Consider the following 15,890-nt stretch of genomic DNA (forward strand, 5'->3'; position numbering starts at 1 on the left):
CCCGTCCGGTTCGGCGTACATCGGCGTAGACTTCTTGGCGACGAAAAAGCCCCGCCGGAAATCCGGCGGGGCCTACGCGGGCGAGGGACCCTGGCGTTTCGAATCAGCCGCTCTTCAGCTTCTCTTTAGCTTCTCTTCAGCTTCTTGAACGCGCCGGTATCGGGAGCGTTCGGGCAGGAATCGGGGCCGAAGTAACGCAGAATTACCAACGGCTCGCTGCCGGTGTTCTCGTAGGTGACGCCCTGGGTCGCGGCATCGTAGGACACGAAGGCTTCGTCCTCCGTCATCGCGCCGAAGCGGATCATGGACGGGCTCTGCATGCGTACCTTGCCCACCCGGCCCACGCCCTGCACGCAGGTCGCGCCGTAAGCGCCGCCATCTTTAATGGTCGCCTTCACGCCGGGCATCACGGTCGTTTCCTTGGCGGTGAACAGCTCCTGGCCGTCGAACTTCCCGTAGGTCACCCACTTGTCCATCCAGCCTTCCGATTCCGAATCGGCGACGGGGATGGGTTCCAGGTAATGGTGATCGCGGAAATGCGTATCCAGGTTGCCTTCCCAATCGAGCTGATCGACCAGGAAGTCCAGGTCGAAGCGGCGCTCGGGGGGGAAATCCTTGGCCAGCAATTCCCACTCGATGGCCCGGCCTTCCACCATGCTCTGGTAGTAGGCGAACACGTCCGAGCCCCACTGGGGTTCGTAGGTCACCATGGAACCGGGCGCATGCAGGATGCGCGCGGGCACGTGCCAGCCGGTGCCGGGCTTGAGGCGGTAGGCCTTGGCCAAATCGATGAGGCCGTTATCGCCCTTGTTCCAATCCTCCAGGCAACGGCGCACGTCGGACTTGGTAACCCCGGGTTCGAGCCCGAAATAGGTATGCGGGAAGTTGTTCCCGATGGCGTTCAATTGTGGCGGGAAATAATAGCCCTCGGGCTTGCCTTCGCGGCCCACGGCCTTGGCCTGGTCCGCGCTCTGGTGCATGTGATGGGCGATGGGGCCCATGTTATCGAAGAACTTGGAGTACACGGGCCAACGCTTGTACTTGTCCCACATCTTCTTGCCGATGAGGGAGACGCCTTCGCCGGCGACGGCTTCGAGCAGGGTGAAGCGGGTGCCTTCATGTACGACGTAGGAAAGGCCTTCGTCGGCGGCGCGGTTCTCGTTGCCCGCCTCGGTGGTGGAAGCGAACCAGCGCTCGCAGATGCCGCCGCGATGGGCGCCGAGCGCATAGATGTCGTCGGGATGGAGCTTGATGCGGCGGCCCGGGACCATGAAGGAACGGGGCACCCAGCAAGGCGCCAGGCGCAGGACGCCCTCACCCGCTTCGAGCGCACCTTTGACATTGATTTTTTTACCCGTAGCCGGGATGGCGACTGCCTCTGACATGATGATGATTCCCCTTAATTAGAATGGCCGACCGGACCTGCGAAGTACCGGACGCGAACATCCAACATGCTTTATTGGAGCATGGGACGCTGGGGATAAATTGCAAACTTCCTTGACCGAACCGTAATCCGGTATTTCTATAGGCCTTTATGCCGGCGGCCGGCGGCCTAAAATCCACCCTCAGTCGTGCAGGAAACCCCAATCCACGGGGATCCGTACGGTTTTCCCGCCGCTGCCCTCGGCCCAAACATGGCCCCCGTCGGGATCCTTTTCGATCCGTTCCACCCGCCCGAAGGATTTGGGAACCGGGTGGACCAGGTGGATGACGCGGATGGATTTGGGCTCCTTGGGCCGGAACGATTGTGTGGTGGGAACGCCCTGGGCCTTGAGACGATCCTGACGCGAGGTTTCCAGGCCGTCGCAGAAATGCGAACAGACCTCTTCCAGCCCGAGACGGTCCACATGGCGGCCGTTCCAAGGCGCGGCGTGGCGGCCGCCATTGGAGATCCAGAACAGGGTGCTGGGCAAAGTGCGCGGATCTTTAAGGGACAACCAGACGTAGCCGTCCAGGGTCGCCGCGGTCCAGGCCAAGTCGCCGGCTTTGGAGGAGACCATGATCAAATCCTCGAAGCCGCGGCGGGCGGGATAGAGTCGCAGGTCCGTGGTCCCTCCGGTGGCCAGCGGCACCTTGCCCAGGGATTTGAAACGGGCCCCGGTCTTAAGGATGCCGTACTCGCGGGCCAAGGGATTGGAGAAGGCCTCCGGCTTCACGCTGCCGAACTTGAAGGGGCTGACGTTGACATGATAGGGCCCGCCCGTTTCCGGAAAACGGAGGACGGCATGGTGCCCGAAATTGTAACGCCCCTGCAAGCCCTCGATGCGATGCTCCAGGTAGACCGCCCGATGCCCATCGCGGATGCTGAGCGTCTTACGGATCGTGCAGGCGGGATTTTTCAACCTCATCTCTGTGACTAGGCGCGCCGTTCCCGCTTCCACCGCCTCCCAGGTTTCATTGGCCGTCTCGCCATGCCCATAGCGGATGCCTTTGCTTTCCCCGAATGGGAAGCAGAAATAATCGCCGCGCAGGACTTGTAGCACCGGGGGGAATTCCGGCAGCTCGTCCGGCCGCCAAGGGGCCAAGGCGTAAGGCTCCACCCAACGTTTGCCCAGGCGGAAACGCACCGGCCCCATATGGCCGCCGCGGCGGGTCAGCCACAGCTCCACGTCGCGGCCCTGTAGCGCGAAGGAGGGTTCCCCGTACACGACCGGCAGATCATCGTGGGTCATTTCGGCGATGGAGGTGTCCAGGGAAAGGGGATCGGAATGCTCCCCGATCCGGGGTCCGGTTTTCAAGGCGGCTTGCGGGTCGTCCATATGCCCGGGATAATAAGCCGAAGCCGGTTCGGGCAGAAGGGCCCCTGTCCTGCGGATTTTGACTTTCGTTTCCAGGGGTATTTCCGGCAGCTGATACGATTGGAATAGAAAGCGGGCTCAGGGCTTTAAATTCCCCTATTGTACGGCTTTTAAATTGTGTGTATACTCCTACACATGAGTAGGATAAAGAGGGCGCAAATACCCATGGAGCCATCAGAGTATAAACGGCTCCAGGAACTCTCGGCTCGGGAGGGGGTTTCCATCGCCGAGCTTGTTCGCAGGGCGGTTGCCGATCGATACTTCGTTCCGGACGGGAAGGAACGTAAACGAAAAGCCCTCGACAGCTTTTTAAAGTCGAGTCCGATCCCGCTCGGGGATTGGAGCGAGCTTAAAAAGGAGCTAACGGATCGTTATGGCGCCCATCTTCCTTGATTCGAATATTTTCCTGTATGCGGCCGGCTCGGAGCATCCGGAAAAAGCCCCTTGCCGGAAGCTGCTTGAGTTGGCGGCTGCTGGGAAATTGGAGGCTGTCACCAGTTCCGAAGTGCTGCAGGAAGTCCTCTATGTCCGCCTCCGCCGAGGATCACGCGCCGAAGCCCTCGAAGTCACCCGAAATATCCGCGATATGATGGACGAAATCCTTACCGTCACGGGCGATGATGTCCTGGCGGCTTGCGATCTACTGGGAAAGCATTCGGGACTGGATGCCCGGGATGCCGTGCATGCCGCCGTCGCGCTGAGAAACCGGATTTCCACCATTGCCACCGTAGACCGGGACTTCGATGTCATCCCGGGACTCCGGCGGCTTACCCCCGCTCAGGCAGCCGCATGAAACCTTCCCGGAACGTTTTCGCACCCGCCGCCCTGGCCAGCCTGCTCCTCCTCGCGGGTTGCGGCAAGGACAAGGTGACCGAGTACTATCCCAACGGCAAACCCAAGACCCTCCGCACCTATGGCATTTTCGGAGGGATGAATCCGGGCAACCTCCAACGCGAGCAGACCTTCTTCTTCAACGACAATAAGGAAAGCGATTCGCATTGGAAGGACGGGAAGCTCGACGGGATTTACGAGGACTTTTGGCATAACGGCCAGAAGAAATCCCAGGGCCGGTACAAGGCCGGCAAGAAAACGGGGGAATGGGACTTCTATTTCAATCAGTTCACGCTCTCCTCGAAGGGGAAATTCAAGGACGATCAGAAGGACGGGCAGTGGGCTTCCTATTGGGAGAACGGCGCATTGCGATCCCAGGGGACCTTTTCCGGGGGCCAGGAGATCGGCACTTGGAAGGAGTGGACGGCCAAGGGCGAGACGGCCGCGGTGAATTCCTGCTTCGCTTCCAACGACACCGGGCGCTACGTGTCGTACCATGCCAACAATACGGTGAAGGAAGAATACGCCTGCAAGCGGGGCGTGCCCTCCGGGGAATATCTCAAGAAGGATCCCGACGGGACCGTGGTGGAGCGGGGGCGTTTCGACTCCCAAGGCCGCAAAGACGGTACCTGGGAAGCCTTCTGGGCCGAAGGAAAGACGGCTTCCAAACGCGGCTATGCCGCCGGCATGGAACAGGACAGCGGGTGGGCCTGGGACGAGGCGGGCCGGCTCAAGGAACGGGCGCATTTCGATTCGGGCAGCGGCGAGCGCGTCCTCTACGATAGCCTGGGGCATCTGGTGCAAAGGACCCATTACCTGAAAGGCCAACCCGACGGGGAGGATTGGAGCTTTTGGCCCGAAGGGCCGGTGCCGAAAGGCCGCGTCGCCGACAAGCCCGGGCCCAAGCGCCAATTGATCGTGTACGCGGTCGGGAAGCCGGTGACCATGCGTAAGTGGCACGTGAACGGCAAGCCCATGGCGGAAGGCCAATTCGAAGACGGGCATCGCGCGGGGGAATGGAAGGACTGGTGGGAAGACGGGACCTTGAAGGAGATCTCCCACTTCCAGGCCGGGGCCCTGCACGGCGATCGGCTATTCTACGATGCGAAGGGAAAGCTGATCCGGACCTCGCGCTATGAGCACGGCTATCCGGCCGAAGGGCGCATCCCGAAGGCGGTGATGCGGGGCGCGATCACCGGGGACAGCGGGATCATCCTGCGGCCGCAGGGGAAGTAGCTTCAGGGCTGCCAAGACAACCGGAGGATGCCATGGGGAAGCCCGTTCGGCAAAGCCACCGGAGCGCCCGCCGTCAGGTTCCGGTTTTCCCATTGCAAGCGGCCCCGGACGTCGAGGATCCGCAGGGTCTTGGCACCCGCCGGCGCCCGGAGTTGCGTTCCGGGCAGCAGATTGAATACCCAACCTTCTTGCGGCCTGGTCTGGACCGAGCGGGCCAGGGCCTGGGTCGGTTCCGTATAATTCGTCCAACCATCCTCGCGGACGAGGAGCTTGGTCCATTGGCCTTGGGTCAGGTTCACGGTTCCGCCCATAGCATAAGTGAGGACCTCCCCGAATTCCGGGAATCCGGTTTTCATGCCGCGATGATTGGGGAATGCTTCCGGCTTGTCCTGCATATGGGCCGGCGACCAGCGATAGTCCGTGGCGGTGTCGCTCCCGAAGACGAAATCCACGAAGCCGTCATACTCCGGTAAGGAACAAAGCGTGTCCATCTCGGTAAGGCTGATGTAATCGATACCTATGCCCTTCCCGGAGCGCGTCTCGGCCAGGAAGTTATGCGAGTAGCGGAGGTTCCGGCTGTGGTCATCGACCCAGGAGGAATCCTTTTCGAGGGCGGACCAAGCTACCCCGGCCGTAGTCGCTATTTCGGGGGCCTTCGCGTAATCAATCCAGATCAGCACGGTATCCAGGATCTCGATGTCGTTGCCGTTCGAGCTTTTGTTCTTGCCGATCTGGACGTGCAAGGTTTCCTTGGCGGAAAAAGAGAAGGCGGGCAGGAGGGCCGCGCATAAACCAGCCAGAATAAGGCGATTGGACTAAAGCATGGGGGATCCCTTCGGGTGTGGATGCCCCTGAAATAACCTTCGGCAATTTTTATGGTCAAGAAGATTTTAATCGCGAAATAGGGTACCCGTTCGGAACGGACTCAGCCCGCCGGCATTTCCCGCGGAATCGCAGGCTCTTTCCATTCCAGCTTGAAGCGCGCCGCTTCTTTATCCGCCAGGCGCGTCGGCTCGGGCAGGCGATAGCCCGCCAGGCACGCTTCCACAGCGCGCATCGCCGAGTCCAGGTCGCACAGATTCCCCACGCTCACGTATACCGGTTTCACGCGTACCTTGGTGCGCAATACCATGCCGAGGATCTCGCCCTTGTCCTTCAGCGGTTCCCGATCGCCGGGATCGGGCCCCACCTCGCGATGGAATCCGTATAACCGGCTTTTCCCCACCCCGACCGCAGGTATCCCCAATGTTACCCCCATGTGGGCGGCGATGCCGCAACGCCGGGGATGGGCCTTGCCCATGCCGTCGAAGAGGACCAATCCGAAAGGGCTCTTCACCTCCTTGAAGGCCGCCTCCAGGGCCGGGGCCTCGCGGAAGCTGAGGTAACCGGGGATGTACGGGTAACGCGCGGGCGCCGCGCCATGGGCGATCTCGACCACGCGCTTCTCTTCCCGATCCCAGACCACCACGGCCGAGAGGATCCAGCCCTTATCGGGGGACAAGGCGGAATCGGCGCCGGCGATCAGGCGCGGTACGCCGGTCAGGGGCCGCTCCGCGATGCGGGACGCCAATTCCAGTTGATGCGCCCGCCACTCCTCCATCAATGGCGCGAAGGCGGGATCCAAGGGGGGGCGGTAAAAGCCCATGATCCCAAGATACGGATTGGCGGGAGAGGTGGGTAGCGGGGAGGTTACCTCGGCGGAAACGTTCAGATGCCGTCGTGGGCGTCGTCGGGCTCGCCGGATTTTTCCTTGAATACGCGAAGCACGATGCGGCCTACGGCGACGATGACCCCGATCAGGGTGACGATCCCGAGCACCTTGATGATGCGGGAGCCATTGCTGGCGGCGGATTGGGACATGATGAAACCTTCCTTCAAGCGATCTGCGGGCGAGGCGGGAAAAAGGCCAGGCCCTCCCGCATCGGCCTAGGGCGGGGTCCCGCCCGGGTCTGATATGTATTTACTTCCGAAAGATATCAAAACCAGGAAGCCATCGGCAAAAAGCGCCTGCATGAATGGGGCGCGGGGCTTGGGCTCCGGCCCTAAGAGCTGCAAAAAGTCCGGGTGGATTTAGCCCTTGCGGGCCCAGCGGTTTTCCAGGGGATCGGACGCGGGCGCGCGGGGGGAGGGAGGCGATGGCTCCGAGGGAGCGGGCGCCCCAAAGGGGGCGGGCGCCATTTCCTTCTCTTCCGCTTCCATCATGGCGTCCAGGATTTGGGCCTGGCTGCGCAGCAGGTTCCGGAAGCGGACGAAGAACTGCATCTTCTGGCTCTCCAGGACCTGGATTTCGGAACGGAGCTGGGCCAATTGCCCGCGCGAGCCCTGCAGCTCGTCGGTGGCCTTCTGGCGGGCGTCGGTGATGATTGCCTCCGCCTCCTGTTGGGCCACCTTGCGCTTCTCCTCCAAGGTGTTCTGGATGGTGATCACGGCGTCCTGCAGGGTCTTCTCGATCAGGCGGTAATGGTTGAGGCGCTCTTCGGCGATTTTAAGGCGCTCGGAGAGTTGGATGTTCTGGCGGGCCAGATCTTCGAAATCCTTGGCGATGGTCTCCAGCAGCGCCCGTACTTCATCGGGATCGAATCCCTTGAACCGGGTGGAGAACTCGTGCTTCTTGATGTCCAAGGGGGTAATCATGGGGATGCCTTCCCGGAAGTTCCATTCGAGCCCCTAACCTGGTGGGGCCCTTATAAACTAGTCACTTCCCGGGCCCCGAAGAGGCCGGTTCCGATGCGGATGAAATGCGCGCCTTCCTCGATAGCGGTCTCGAAATCGCCGGTCATCCCCATGGAAAGCCAGGCGAAGTCGCGGAGCGGACCCCCTGGCGCGGCCGCTGAGCGGGCGGATGCCAGCAGGCCGCGCAATTCTCGGAAGCAGCGGCGGGCCTCCTCCGGGCCGGCGGGCGCGCCCTCGGGCGTTTCCAACGGTCCCATGGTCATCAGGCCCACCAAGCGCACGTGGGCCAAAGCGGGCAGGCGCGCCAGGAACGGCAGGAGCGAATCGGGTTCGAAGCCGCCTTTGGCCGGCTCGCGCGAGGTGTTCACCTGCAGGAAGACATCTCGCTTAAGGCCCAAATCGCCGGCGATGCGATCGACGGCGGACAACAGGTCCCCGGAGTCGACCGAATGCAGGGCCGAAGCCAGGGGGAGGATCTTACGCACCTTGTTCTTCTGCAACCGCCCGATCAGGTGCAGCTCGTAGTCTCCCGGGGCGGCGCCGGGCAAGGGGAACTTTTCCAAGGCTTCTTGCACCCGGTTTTCGCCGAAGATGCGTGCGCCCAGGGCAAGCGCTTCCATCGCCTTGGATTGGGGGTGGTTCTTGCTGACCCAGATGAGGCGGACTTCCGAGGGATCGCGGCTGGCGCGGGCGCAGGCGGCCCGGATGCGGGCGTCGACGGCGCGGAAATTCTCGGCGGTCCCCATGAGGTAACTTAGGTGTTACGCTTGCGCCGTCGTTTCGCGGGCGCCCCGGATGCCGAAGCCGCCTTTTCCGCGGCGCGGGAGCGACGGCCCGCAGTCGCCTTTCGCGGCGCTCTACCTACGGTGTTGCCGGTCGTTTTGCCGGTAGTCGGTTCATCGCCCTCCGGGCTGACGGCCTTCCCAAGGGCTCCGCCCTTGGGCCCCAACACCAACTGGGCCGGAAGCAATTCCCGTAGGATGGGATCGATATGCTCGAATTGGCTGATGGTCAGGCTGGCCTTGGCTTCGGGAGGGAGCTCCCCTACGTCGGCGGCGTTCTCGGCAGGCAACACCACCCTCACGACCCCGGCCTGCAGGGCGGCCAAGGACTTTTCCGGCAGACCCCCGATGGCATGGATGCGCCCGACCAGGGAGATCTCGCCGGTGAATGCGATTTTGGGATCGACCGCGCGGCGCGTCATGGCCGAGATGAGGGCCAGGGTCATGGCTATTCCCGCCGAAGGGCCGTCCTTGGGGATCGACCCTTCGGGCACATGCAGATGGATATCCGTCTTCTGGAAGATTTCCGGATCGATGCCGTAACGGCGGGCGCGCTCTCGCGCCAGGGTCACAGCGATGCGGGCCGATTCCTTCATCACCTCGCCCAGATGCCCGGTGAGATGCAGGTGCCCCTTGCCGGAAAGCAGGGTGCACTCGACCCGCAGCAACTCGCCGCCCGCCGGGGTCCAGGCCAACCCGGTGATGACGCCGGGACGCACCTTGTCGGGCACCATGCGCTCTTGCCGCAGGGGCACGCCCAGATAGCCGGCCAGGCTATCGCGGGTGAGGGCCGGAAGGCCTTTTCGCTTGGCGGCCCCGCCCTTCGCGGCCGCCCGGCCTTCCGAGGCCGCCCGGCCGCCTGCGGACGCCGCTTCCTTCCAATCCACCACTTCGCGCGCGCGCTTGCGGGCGATCTTGGCGATTTGCCGCGACAACTGCCGCACGCCCGCCTCCCGGGTGTAGCGGCGGATAAGGGCGGAAAGCACGTCGTCCCGGAGTTCCATCTGCCGCACGGTAAGGCCCGAGGCGGCCTGGATCTTCGGGAGCAGGTGGCCCTTGGCGATGGCCAGCTTTTCGGTATCGAAATAGCCGGCGATGCGGATGACTTCAAGGCGATCGTGGAGGGCGGGCGGGATCTGCTCTTCCACGTTGGCGGTGGTCACGAAGAAAACCTGCGACAAGTCGATGCCCGCTTCCATGAAATGATCGATGAACTCGGCGTTCTGTTCCGGGTCCAGCACCTCCAGCAAGGCCGAAGCGGGGTCGCCGCGGAAATCGCTCCCCATCTTGTCGAGCTCGTCCAGCAGGATGACCGGGTTCATCGATTGCGCCTTCTTGAGGGCCTGCACGATGCGGCCGGGCATGGACCCGATGTAGGTGCGGCGATGCCCCCGGATCTCGGCTTCGTCACGGACCCCGCCGAGCGAGATACGCACGAACTCCCGGCCCAAGGCCAGGGCGATGGACTTGCCGAGCGAGGTCTTGCCCACGCCCGGCGGGCCCACCAGGCACAGGATCGGCGTCGCGCGATGGCGCGAAAGCTTGAAGACCGCCACGTGTTCGAGGATGCGCTCCTTCACCGGCTTGAGGCCGAAATGATCCTGATCGAGGCGCGCCTTCACGCCCGCCAAATCCAGGTTGTCCGGCGTGCAATGGCCCCAGGGCAGCGCCAGGAACCAATCCACGTAGGTGCGCACCACGGAATATTCCGGCGAGGACGGATTCAAGTACTCGAGGCGCTTCATCTCCGCGGTAACCCGCTCCAGCGCCTTGGCGGGAAGGCTCTTGGCCTTGATGCGTTCTTCCAGTTGCCGGTTCTCGTGGTTGAGCGGCGGGGAAAACGAACCCAGCTCGGACTGGATCTTGCGCAATTGCTCGCCCAGGAAGTATTCGCGTTGGCTCTGCGCGATGCCGGCCCGCACCTCATGCTCCAGGCGGCGGCCCAAGGCGGCCGTATCCATCTCGTTGCGAAGGAACTCGTGGAGCAGATCCAGCTTGCGATCCAGGGAGGGCTCCTCCACCAGGAGCTGTTTCATCTCCACCGGGATTTTGAGATGGCCCGCCATCGCGTAGACCCGTTCGTCAGGACCTGACAACCCGTCGATCAGGTCGGCTACGCCCCGCGGCAGATCGGGATTCTGGCCCAGGTATTCGGAGAAGAGCGAACGCGTGATCTGGAGGCGACGCGATATGGCTTGCGCATCGAAGGGCATCGCCGGCATGGGTTCGAGCGCCGCCTCGATGAGATTGGGCGACACCTTCCATTCCGCGGCCCGCGCCGGGCCGACCGCCTCGACCAGCACCTTGGACAGGTTGTTGGGCAGGGACTGCGAAGACGCGATGCGCCCGACCACGCCCACGGGCTTGAGGCTTTCGGGATTCACCTCGTCCTCGGAGGCCGACTTTTGCAGGGCGAAAAAGGCGAATTGCTGCTGGCTTTCCAAGGCCCGCATCAGGGCGGACAAGGATTGGGGACGGCCCAGCAGGATGGGGGTCACGGTTCCCGGGAACAGGATGATGTCCCGCAACGGTATGACCGGCAGGCCGGCGGCCAGGTGGCGCGCCCATTCTTCGGGAGACATTTGGCCGGGGGCTGCGGGTTCGGTCTTGGCTTCGTCCACGCCCCAGAATGTAGGAAAGTGGTCAGGCGAGTTTGGAAGCTAGCGGAAACCGGCTACGCCAACGGAAACTGGCTAGGCCAGTTTCTTCTTGTTCTTCTTGAGGATGAGCATCGGTTCCTTCTTTTGCTCGACCATCTCGCGGGTGACCACGCATTCGGCCACGTCGCTCCGCGAAGGCAATTCGAACATGATGGGAAGCAGGACGCTTTCCATCACCGAGCGCAGGCCGCGGGCGCCGGTCTTGCGCTTGATGGCCCGGTCGACGATGGCCTCCAGGGCCTCGGGCTGGAACTTCAGGCGGATCTCGTCCATCTCGAAGAGACGGGTGTATTGCTTCACCAGGGCGTTCTTGGGCTTGGTGAGGATCTCGAGCAAGGCCTCGCGGGGAAGCTCTTCCAAGGCGGTGATGACCGGCAAGCGGCCGACCAGCTCGGGAATGAGCCCGAATTGGATCAAGTCATCCGGCTCCACTTGCTTGAGGGTCTCGCCGATCCGGCGTTCTTTTTTGCTTTGGATGATCGCGCCGAAACCGAGGCCGGTCTCGCGGGTGCGCCGCTCGATGATCTTCTCCAGCGATTCGAAGGCGCCGCCGCAGATGAACAGGATGTTCTTGGTGTTGATCTGGATCAGGTTCTGCTCGGGATGCTTGCGGCCGCCCTTGGGCGGTACCGCCGCTACCGTGCCTTCCAGCAACTTCAAAAGCCCCTGCTGCACGCCCTCGCCCGACACGTCGCGGGTGATGGAGGGATTGGCGCTCTTGCGCGAGATCTTGTCGATCTCGTCGATGTAGACGATGCCGCGCTCGGTGAGCTCCACGTCGTAGTCGGCCGCCTGCAAGAGGCGCACGATGATGTTCTCCACGTCCTCGCCCACGTACCCGGCCTCGGTGAGGATGGTCGCGTCCACGATGGTGAAAGGGACCTTGAGGAACTTGGCGATGGTCTGCGCCAACAGCGTCTTGCCCGAGCCGGTGGGGCCGAGGAAGAGGATGTTGGATTTTTCCACTTCCACGCCGTCCGGGCCCTGCCGGGCCGAGATGCGCTTGTAGTGATTGTAGACGGCCACCGCCAGGGAGATCTTGGCGTCATCCTGGCCGATGATGTGATCGTCCAGGTGGCGCTTGATGTCGGCGGGGTTGGAAGCCGGAGAGGCCCCCGGGGCCGTCTGCACGTCCTTCTGGGATTCCTCGGTCAGGATGTCGTTGCACATCGCCACGCATTCGTTGCAGATGTGCACCGAGGGACCCGTAATGATCTTCTCCACCTGCTCCGCGTTCTTTCCGCAGAAAGAGCAGCGGATCAACCCATAGCCATTGCCGGTCCTTGCCATTCGAATCCTTTACGTCGCGCCCGGCCCTTAGGCCGCCAGGGCCTTCTTCTTGCGATTGCCGGGGATGAAGATTTCGTCCACGACGCCGTAGGCCATAGCCTCCTGCGCGCTCATGTACAAGTCGCGTTCGGTGTCCTTCTGGACCACGTCGATGGGCTTGCCGGTGGCTTCCGCGAGGATGCCGTTCAGCTCCCGCTTGGTCTTCACGATTTCCTTGGCGTGGATCTGGATATCCGAGCTCTGCCCGGTGGCGCCTCCCGAGGGCTGGTGCAGCATGACCTTGCCGTGGGGCAGGATGAAGCGTTTCCCCTTGGTGCCCGCCGCCAAAAGCAGCGCGCCCATGGAGAAGGCCGAGCCCACGCAGATGGTCTGCACGTCCGGCTTGACCCACTTGATCACGTCGTAGATGGCAAGTCCCGAGGTGACGATGCCGCCGGGGCTGTTGATGTAGAGGAGGATGTCCTTATCCGGATCTTCATACTCGAGGAAGAGCATCTGGGCCACGACGGTGTTCGCGACCACATCGTTGATCTCCTGGCCCAGGAATATGATGCGCTCCTTGAGCAGGCGGGAGTAGATGTCATAAACCCGCTCCGAGCGTCCGGTGGTTTCGATGACTGTGGGTACTAGCATGCGCGTCCTGTCTTCCTCGAGGTGGAAATGGGATTTACGGTAATATACATAGCTCCATTCTACCTTCGGCACAAGCCGGAAGCCAGGGTGAATGAGACCGGTATCCTATCGGCAAGGAGACCCGAGGGAAGGGTAAAGGGTACAGGGTAAAGTGTATGGCGGCGCTGCGCGCCGGTGGGTCGATCGGTCTCCGATCTAAACCCTTTACCCTGTACCCTTAACCCTTTACCCTTCTTCCTATCAGGCCGTAACGGTTTCCCTCTTGTAACCGATCACGAAGTCGAGCGTCTTTTCGGACTTCAGTTCTTCGCGGATGTCGATGATCTTCCCGCTTTTGCGGAGCTGGGCCTTGAAGGATTCGAAATCCATCCCGTATTGCCCGGCCAACTCGCGGACGCGGGCGTCCACTTCCTCGCTGCTGGGCTTGATCTTTTCCAGCTTGGCGATCTCCTCCAGGATACGGTAGCGGCGGATGTTGAAAACCGCTTCCTGCTCGAGGTCGGAATGGTCGTGGCCGTGATCTTCGTTCTCGTGCTTGTGGCCCTGCTCTTCCAGCTTATAGCGCACGTAGTTCTGGATGCGGGCCTTGGGGATCTCGAAAGCGTTGACTTCCATCAGGCGCTTCATGGCCTGCTCGTAGGCCTCTTCCTTGGCGCGCTGCAGGGCGGACTTGGCCATGTCGTCCTTGATGCGTTGACGGAAGGCGGCGAGCGATTCGAACTGGTATTTCTTGGCCAGTTCGTCGTCCAAGGGAGGGAGCTTGACTTCTAGTACTTCGATGATCTTTAGCTGGTATTCGGAATCCTTGCCTGCGAAGTCGGGCTGGGAGTAGTCGGCGGGGAAGGTGAATGCGACGTGCTTTTCCTCGCCGGCCTGGGCGCCGATCAGGGCCCGGTCCATGGCGGGTACGCTGCTGGTGCCGAGCTCCATGCGGAACTCGGGCCTCTCGGGGAGGGGCTTGGCCTCGCCCCCGATGTTGATGGAAAGGTACTGGGCCACCACGACATCGCCGAGGGCGGCGGGGCGATCTACATGGGTTTCGTCGGCCTGGCGCTTACGGAGCATTTCGAGCTGACCGTTGATCTCCTCGTCCGAAGGCTCGGCGGGATGGACGGGGATGTCGAGCTTGTAGTCCTTGATTACGACGGGCGGGTCGATCTCGAGGATGGCCGTGACCTGCACGGGCTTGCCGGCTTCGTTCTCCAGCTTCTCGATGCGGGCCGGGGCGATGGGCTCCAGGTTGTGCTCTTTGCAGGCTTCCTTGAGGACTTCCTCGACGAGGGCTTCGATGGATTCGGCGTTGATGGGATCCTTGAAGCGTTTGGCGACGACGTCCTTGGGGACGTTGCCGGGCCGGAAGCCGTTGATGCGGACTTCCTTGCTGTACTTGCGGACCTTCTGATCGAAGATCTTGTCGAGGCGATCGCGCGGGACCTCGATCTCGAGGATGCGTTCGGTGGCGGAGGGGTTGGACAAGGTGGCTTTCACGGGATCATCCTTTCGATTCGATTTCCTGAGGCCTTCGCTGACGGCCCGTCCGGTTGTGGCGGGCGGCCGCGCTAGGCGGTTTCTGCTCGTTATCTCTGTCTGCCCGTTCCTGCGGGCGGCCCGCGTTCTGCGGGTTGCCTGGCTTCGCGAGCCATCGGCATGGGCCGGGGTCCGCGGAAAAGGTGGTGCGAAAGGGGGGAGTCGAACCCCCACACCGAAGTGCCAGATCCTAAGTCTGGTGCGTCTGCCAATTCCGCCACTTTCGCTTGGCGCCTTGGAAAACCCGCCATCGGGGCCCGCTTGCTTCATTGTCCTCGTCGCGGCACACCAGTGCCGCTCCTCGGACTGCTTCGCAATCGGACCCCGCTGGCGGGTTTTCCAGCGGCGCCAGTTTGTTCTTTTTGTTTATCGTCTCCGTTTATCGCCGTCGTGCTTTTCTTGGAGTTGCCAAGCGGCGCTTTGCGCCTGTGGCCCCGGTCTAGCGGGGTTGCCAGGCGGCGCGCTTGGCGCGCCTGTGGCAAAGAGCTCTTTGACTAGCAGTGGCGGGGTTTTACGGTGCTCCTCTATTTATTGCCGTGGTGCGCGCGGGTTAGGCGCGGGCCTCGGCGTGTTGGGTGATTTCTTCGCCGCTGCCGGTGGAGAAGATTTTGAATTCGGCGTAGTTGGAATTGTCGTCTTCCACGAGCTGGATGCGGGTCTTGTGGGAGCGCTCCCAGTATTTGACGATGACGCCGCGGTTCTCGATGACGTGGCTGATCATTTCGGGGTGGAGGGCCAGGGTCAGGTCCTTCTCGCCGCGCTTGGCGCGGTAGCGGCGGAGCCAGCGGTCGATGGAGCCCACGATGGATTCCTTGCTGGGGATGTAGCCGTCGCCTTTGCAGGTGGGGCACACGTTGGACTGCTCCTTCACGGCATTGGGGCGCACGCGCTTGCGCGTGATCTCCATCAGGCCGAACTGGGAGAGGTTGGAGAAGGAGACCGGGCTCTTGTCGATGCGGATGGCCTTCTTGAACTCCTTGACGACGTTCTCGTTGTCCTCTTCCGTGTCCATGTCGATGAAGTCGACCACGATGAGGCCGCCCAGATCGCGCAGGCGCATTTGCTTGGCCACTTCCCAGGCCGCGTCGATGTTGGTCTCCAGGATGTTCTTGCCCTGGTCGCGGCCGCGCACCTTGCCGCCGGTGTTGACGTCGATGGAGACCAGGGCCTCGGTCTGATCGATGATGAGGTAGCCGCCCCGCTTCAATTGCACGCGGCGGGCGAAGGTCTTTTCCAATTCTTCTTCGATGCCGAAATGATCGAAGAGGGACAGGTCGCCTTCGTAGAGCTTGACCTTGCCGACCATGTCGGGCGAAAGCACGCCCAGGTAGCCGACCACGGTCTTATGTTCGGTGCGGTCGTCGATCCAGACCGCGTCCACGTCTTCGGAGAAATAATCGCGCAGGGTGGTTTCGGAGGAATCGCTTTCCTGATGCACCAGACCCGGGGCCTGGACCTTC

15 protein-coding genes and 1 tRNA gene are annotated in these 15,890 nt (G+C 62.4%); 3 read left to right on the forward strand and 13 right to left on the reverse strand.

The window, feature by feature from the left end:
* Positions 1-125 precede the first annotated feature (125 nt).
* Complete coding sequence (locus tag JF616_20390; GenBank protein MBW8890121.1) at positions 126-1,385, reverse strand: hypothetical protein; 1,260 nt, start codon at positions 1,383-1,385, stop codon at positions 126-128.
* Positions 1,386-1,565: 180 nt separating this feature from the next.
* Positions 1,566-2,759 carry a hypothetical protein gene (locus tag JF616_20395; protein MBW8890122.1) on the reverse strand — a complete coding sequence of 398 codons (1,194 nt, stop codon included), beginning with the start codon at positions 2,757-2,759 and terminating at the stop codon, positions 1,566-1,568.
* A 174-nt stretch (positions 2,760-2,933) separates the two neighbouring features.
* Between JF616_20395 and JF616_20400 the strand changes: the two genes are divergently transcribed.
* From JF616_20400 to JF616_20410, 3 genes are read left to right on the forward strand one after another with little or no spacing between them, the layout of a single operon-like run.
* Positions 2,934-3,191, forward strand: a complete 258-nt coding sequence (locus JF616_20400; protein ID MBW8890123.1) for a ribbon-helix-helix protein, CopG family — start codon at positions 2,934-2,936, stop codon at positions 3,189-3,191.
* The gene (locus JF616_20405; protein ID MBW8890124.1) at positions 3,172-3,591 is read left to right on the forward strand and encodes a type II toxin-antitoxin system VapC family toxin; all 420 of its coding nucleotides are present in this window, start codon (positions 3,172-3,174) and stop codon (positions 3,589-3,591) included. The genes JF616_20400 and JF616_20405 overlap by 20 nt, the downstream gene beginning before the upstream one ends.
* A complete protein-coding gene (locus tag JF616_20410; GenBank protein ID MBW8890125.1) occupies positions 3,588-4,865 on the forward strand; it encodes a hypothetical protein in 1,278 nt (425 codons plus the stop codon). The genes JF616_20405 and JF616_20410 overlap by 4 nt, the downstream gene beginning before the upstream one ends.
* Positions 4,866-4,867: 2 nt before the next feature.
* On the opposite strand, the gene JF616_20415 is transcribed toward JF616_20410, so the two are convergent.
* The 11 genes from JF616_20415 to JF616_20465 form a co-directional block, all read right to left on the reverse strand.
* Positions 4,868-5,608, reverse strand: a complete 741-nt coding sequence (locus JF616_20415; protein MBW8890126.1) for a hypothetical protein — start codon at positions 5,606-5,608, stop codon at positions 4,868-4,870.
* A 182-nt stretch (positions 5,609-5,790) separates the two neighbouring features.
* The gene (locus JF616_20420; protein ID MBW8890127.1) at positions 5,791-6,510 is read right to left on the reverse strand and encodes an endonuclease V; all 720 of its coding nucleotides are present in this window, start codon (positions 6,508-6,510) and stop codon (positions 5,791-5,793) included.
* 62 nt (positions 6,511-6,572) lie between these two features.
* A complete protein-coding gene (locus JF616_20425; GenBank protein ID MBW8890128.1) occupies positions 6,573-6,725 on the reverse strand; it encodes a hypothetical protein in 153 nt (50 codons plus the stop codon).
* 210 nt (positions 6,726-6,935) lie between these two features.
* Positions 6,936-7,499, reverse strand: a complete 564-nt coding sequence (locus tag JF616_20430) for a DivIVA domain-containing protein (protein MBW8890129.1) — start codon at positions 7,497-7,499, stop codon at positions 6,936-6,938.
* A gap of 50 nt (positions 7,500-7,549) precedes the next feature.
* Positions 7,550-8,284 carry a YggS family pyridoxal phosphate-dependent enzyme gene (locus JF616_20435; GenBank protein MBW8890130.1) on the reverse strand — a complete coding sequence of 245 codons (735 nt, stop codon included), beginning with the start codon at positions 8,282-8,284 and terminating at the stop codon, positions 7,550-7,552.
* Positions 8,285-8,292: 8 nt separating this feature from the next.
* Positions 8,293-10,941: an endopeptidase La gene (lon, locus tag JF616_20440; protein ID MBW8890131.1), complete on the reverse strand. Its 2,649-nt coding sequence runs from the start codon at positions 10,939-10,941 to the stop codon at positions 8,293-8,295.
* 72 nt (positions 10,942-11,013) lie between these two features.
* Positions 11,014-12,270: an ATP-dependent Clp protease ATP-binding subunit ClpX gene (clpX, locus tag JF616_20445; protein ID MBW8890132.1), complete on the reverse strand. Its 1,257-nt coding sequence runs from the start codon at positions 12,268-12,270 to the stop codon at positions 11,014-11,016.
* Between the two features lie 27 nt (positions 12,271-12,297).
* Complete coding sequence (locus JF616_20450; GenBank protein MBW8890133.1) at positions 12,298-12,903, reverse strand: ATP-dependent Clp protease proteolytic subunit; 606 nt, start codon at positions 12,901-12,903, stop codon at positions 12,298-12,300.
* 240 nt (positions 12,904-13,143) lie between these two features.
* The gene (gene tig, locus JF616_20455) at positions 13,144-14,391 is read right to left on the reverse strand and encodes a trigger factor (GenBank protein ID MBW8890134.1); all 1,248 of its coding nucleotides are present in this window, start codon (positions 14,389-14,391) and stop codon (positions 13,144-13,146) included.
* A 183-nt stretch (positions 14,392-14,574) separates the two neighbouring features.
* A tRNA-Leu gene (locus JF616_20460) sits at positions 14,575-14,657 on the reverse strand.
* A 323-nt stretch (positions 14,658-14,980) separates the two neighbouring features.
* Positions 14,981-15,890 (reverse strand): ribonuclease E/G (locus JF616_20465; protein MBW8890135.1); only part of this gene is annotated, 910 nt, incomplete at its 5' end.

This window comes from Fibrobacterota bacterium, from assembly GCA_019509785.1.
GTDB lineage: Bacteria > Fibrobacterota > Fibrobacteria > UBA11236 > UBA11236 > Chersky-265.

Excerpts from the sequence above, each read along its gene's own strand:
- JF616_20390 (MBW8890121.1), bottom strand. The coding sequence starts at position 1,385 with ATGTCAGAGGCAGTCGCCATCCCGGCTACGGGTAAAAAAATCAATGTC.
- JF616_20405 (MBW8890124.1), top strand. The coding sequence starts at position 3,172 with ATGGCGCCCATCTTCCTTGATTCGAATATTTTCCTGTATGCGGCCGGC.
- JF616_20435 (MBW8890130.1), bottom strand. The coding sequence starts at position 8,284 with ATGGGGACCGCCGAGAATTTCCGCGCCGTCGACGCCCGCATCCGGGCC.
- JF616_20430 (MBW8890129.1), bottom strand. The coding sequence starts at position 7,499 with ATGATTACCCCCTTGGACATCAAGAAGCACGAGTTCTCCACCCGGTTC.
- JF616_20420 (MBW8890127.1), bottom strand. The coding sequence starts at position 6,510 with ATGGGCTTTTACCGCCCCCCCTTGGATCCCGCCTTCGCGCCATTGATG.
- JF616_20395 (MBW8890122.1), bottom strand. The coding sequence starts at position 2,759 with ATGGACGACCCGCAAGCCGCCTTGAAAACCGGACCCCGGATCGGGGAG.
- JF616_20410 (MBW8890125.1), top strand. The coding sequence starts at position 3,588 with ATGAAACCTTCCCGGAACGTTTTCGCACCCGCCGCCCTGGCCAGCCTG.
- clpX (MBW8890132.1), bottom strand. The coding sequence starts at position 12,270 with ATGGCAAGGACCGGCAATGGCTATGGGTTGATCCGCTGCTCTTTCTGC.
- JF616_20400 (MBW8890123.1), top strand. The coding sequence starts at position 2,934 with ATGAGTAGGATAAAGAGGGCGCAAATACCCATGGAGCCATCAGAGTAT.
- JF616_20450 (MBW8890133.1), bottom strand. The coding sequence starts at position 12,903 with ATGCTAGTACCCACAGTCATCGAAACCACCGGACGCTCGGAGCGGGTT.
- JF616_20425 (MBW8890128.1), bottom strand. The coding sequence starts at position 6,725 with ATGTCCCAATCCGCCGCCAGCAATGGCTCCCGCATCATCAAGGTGCTC.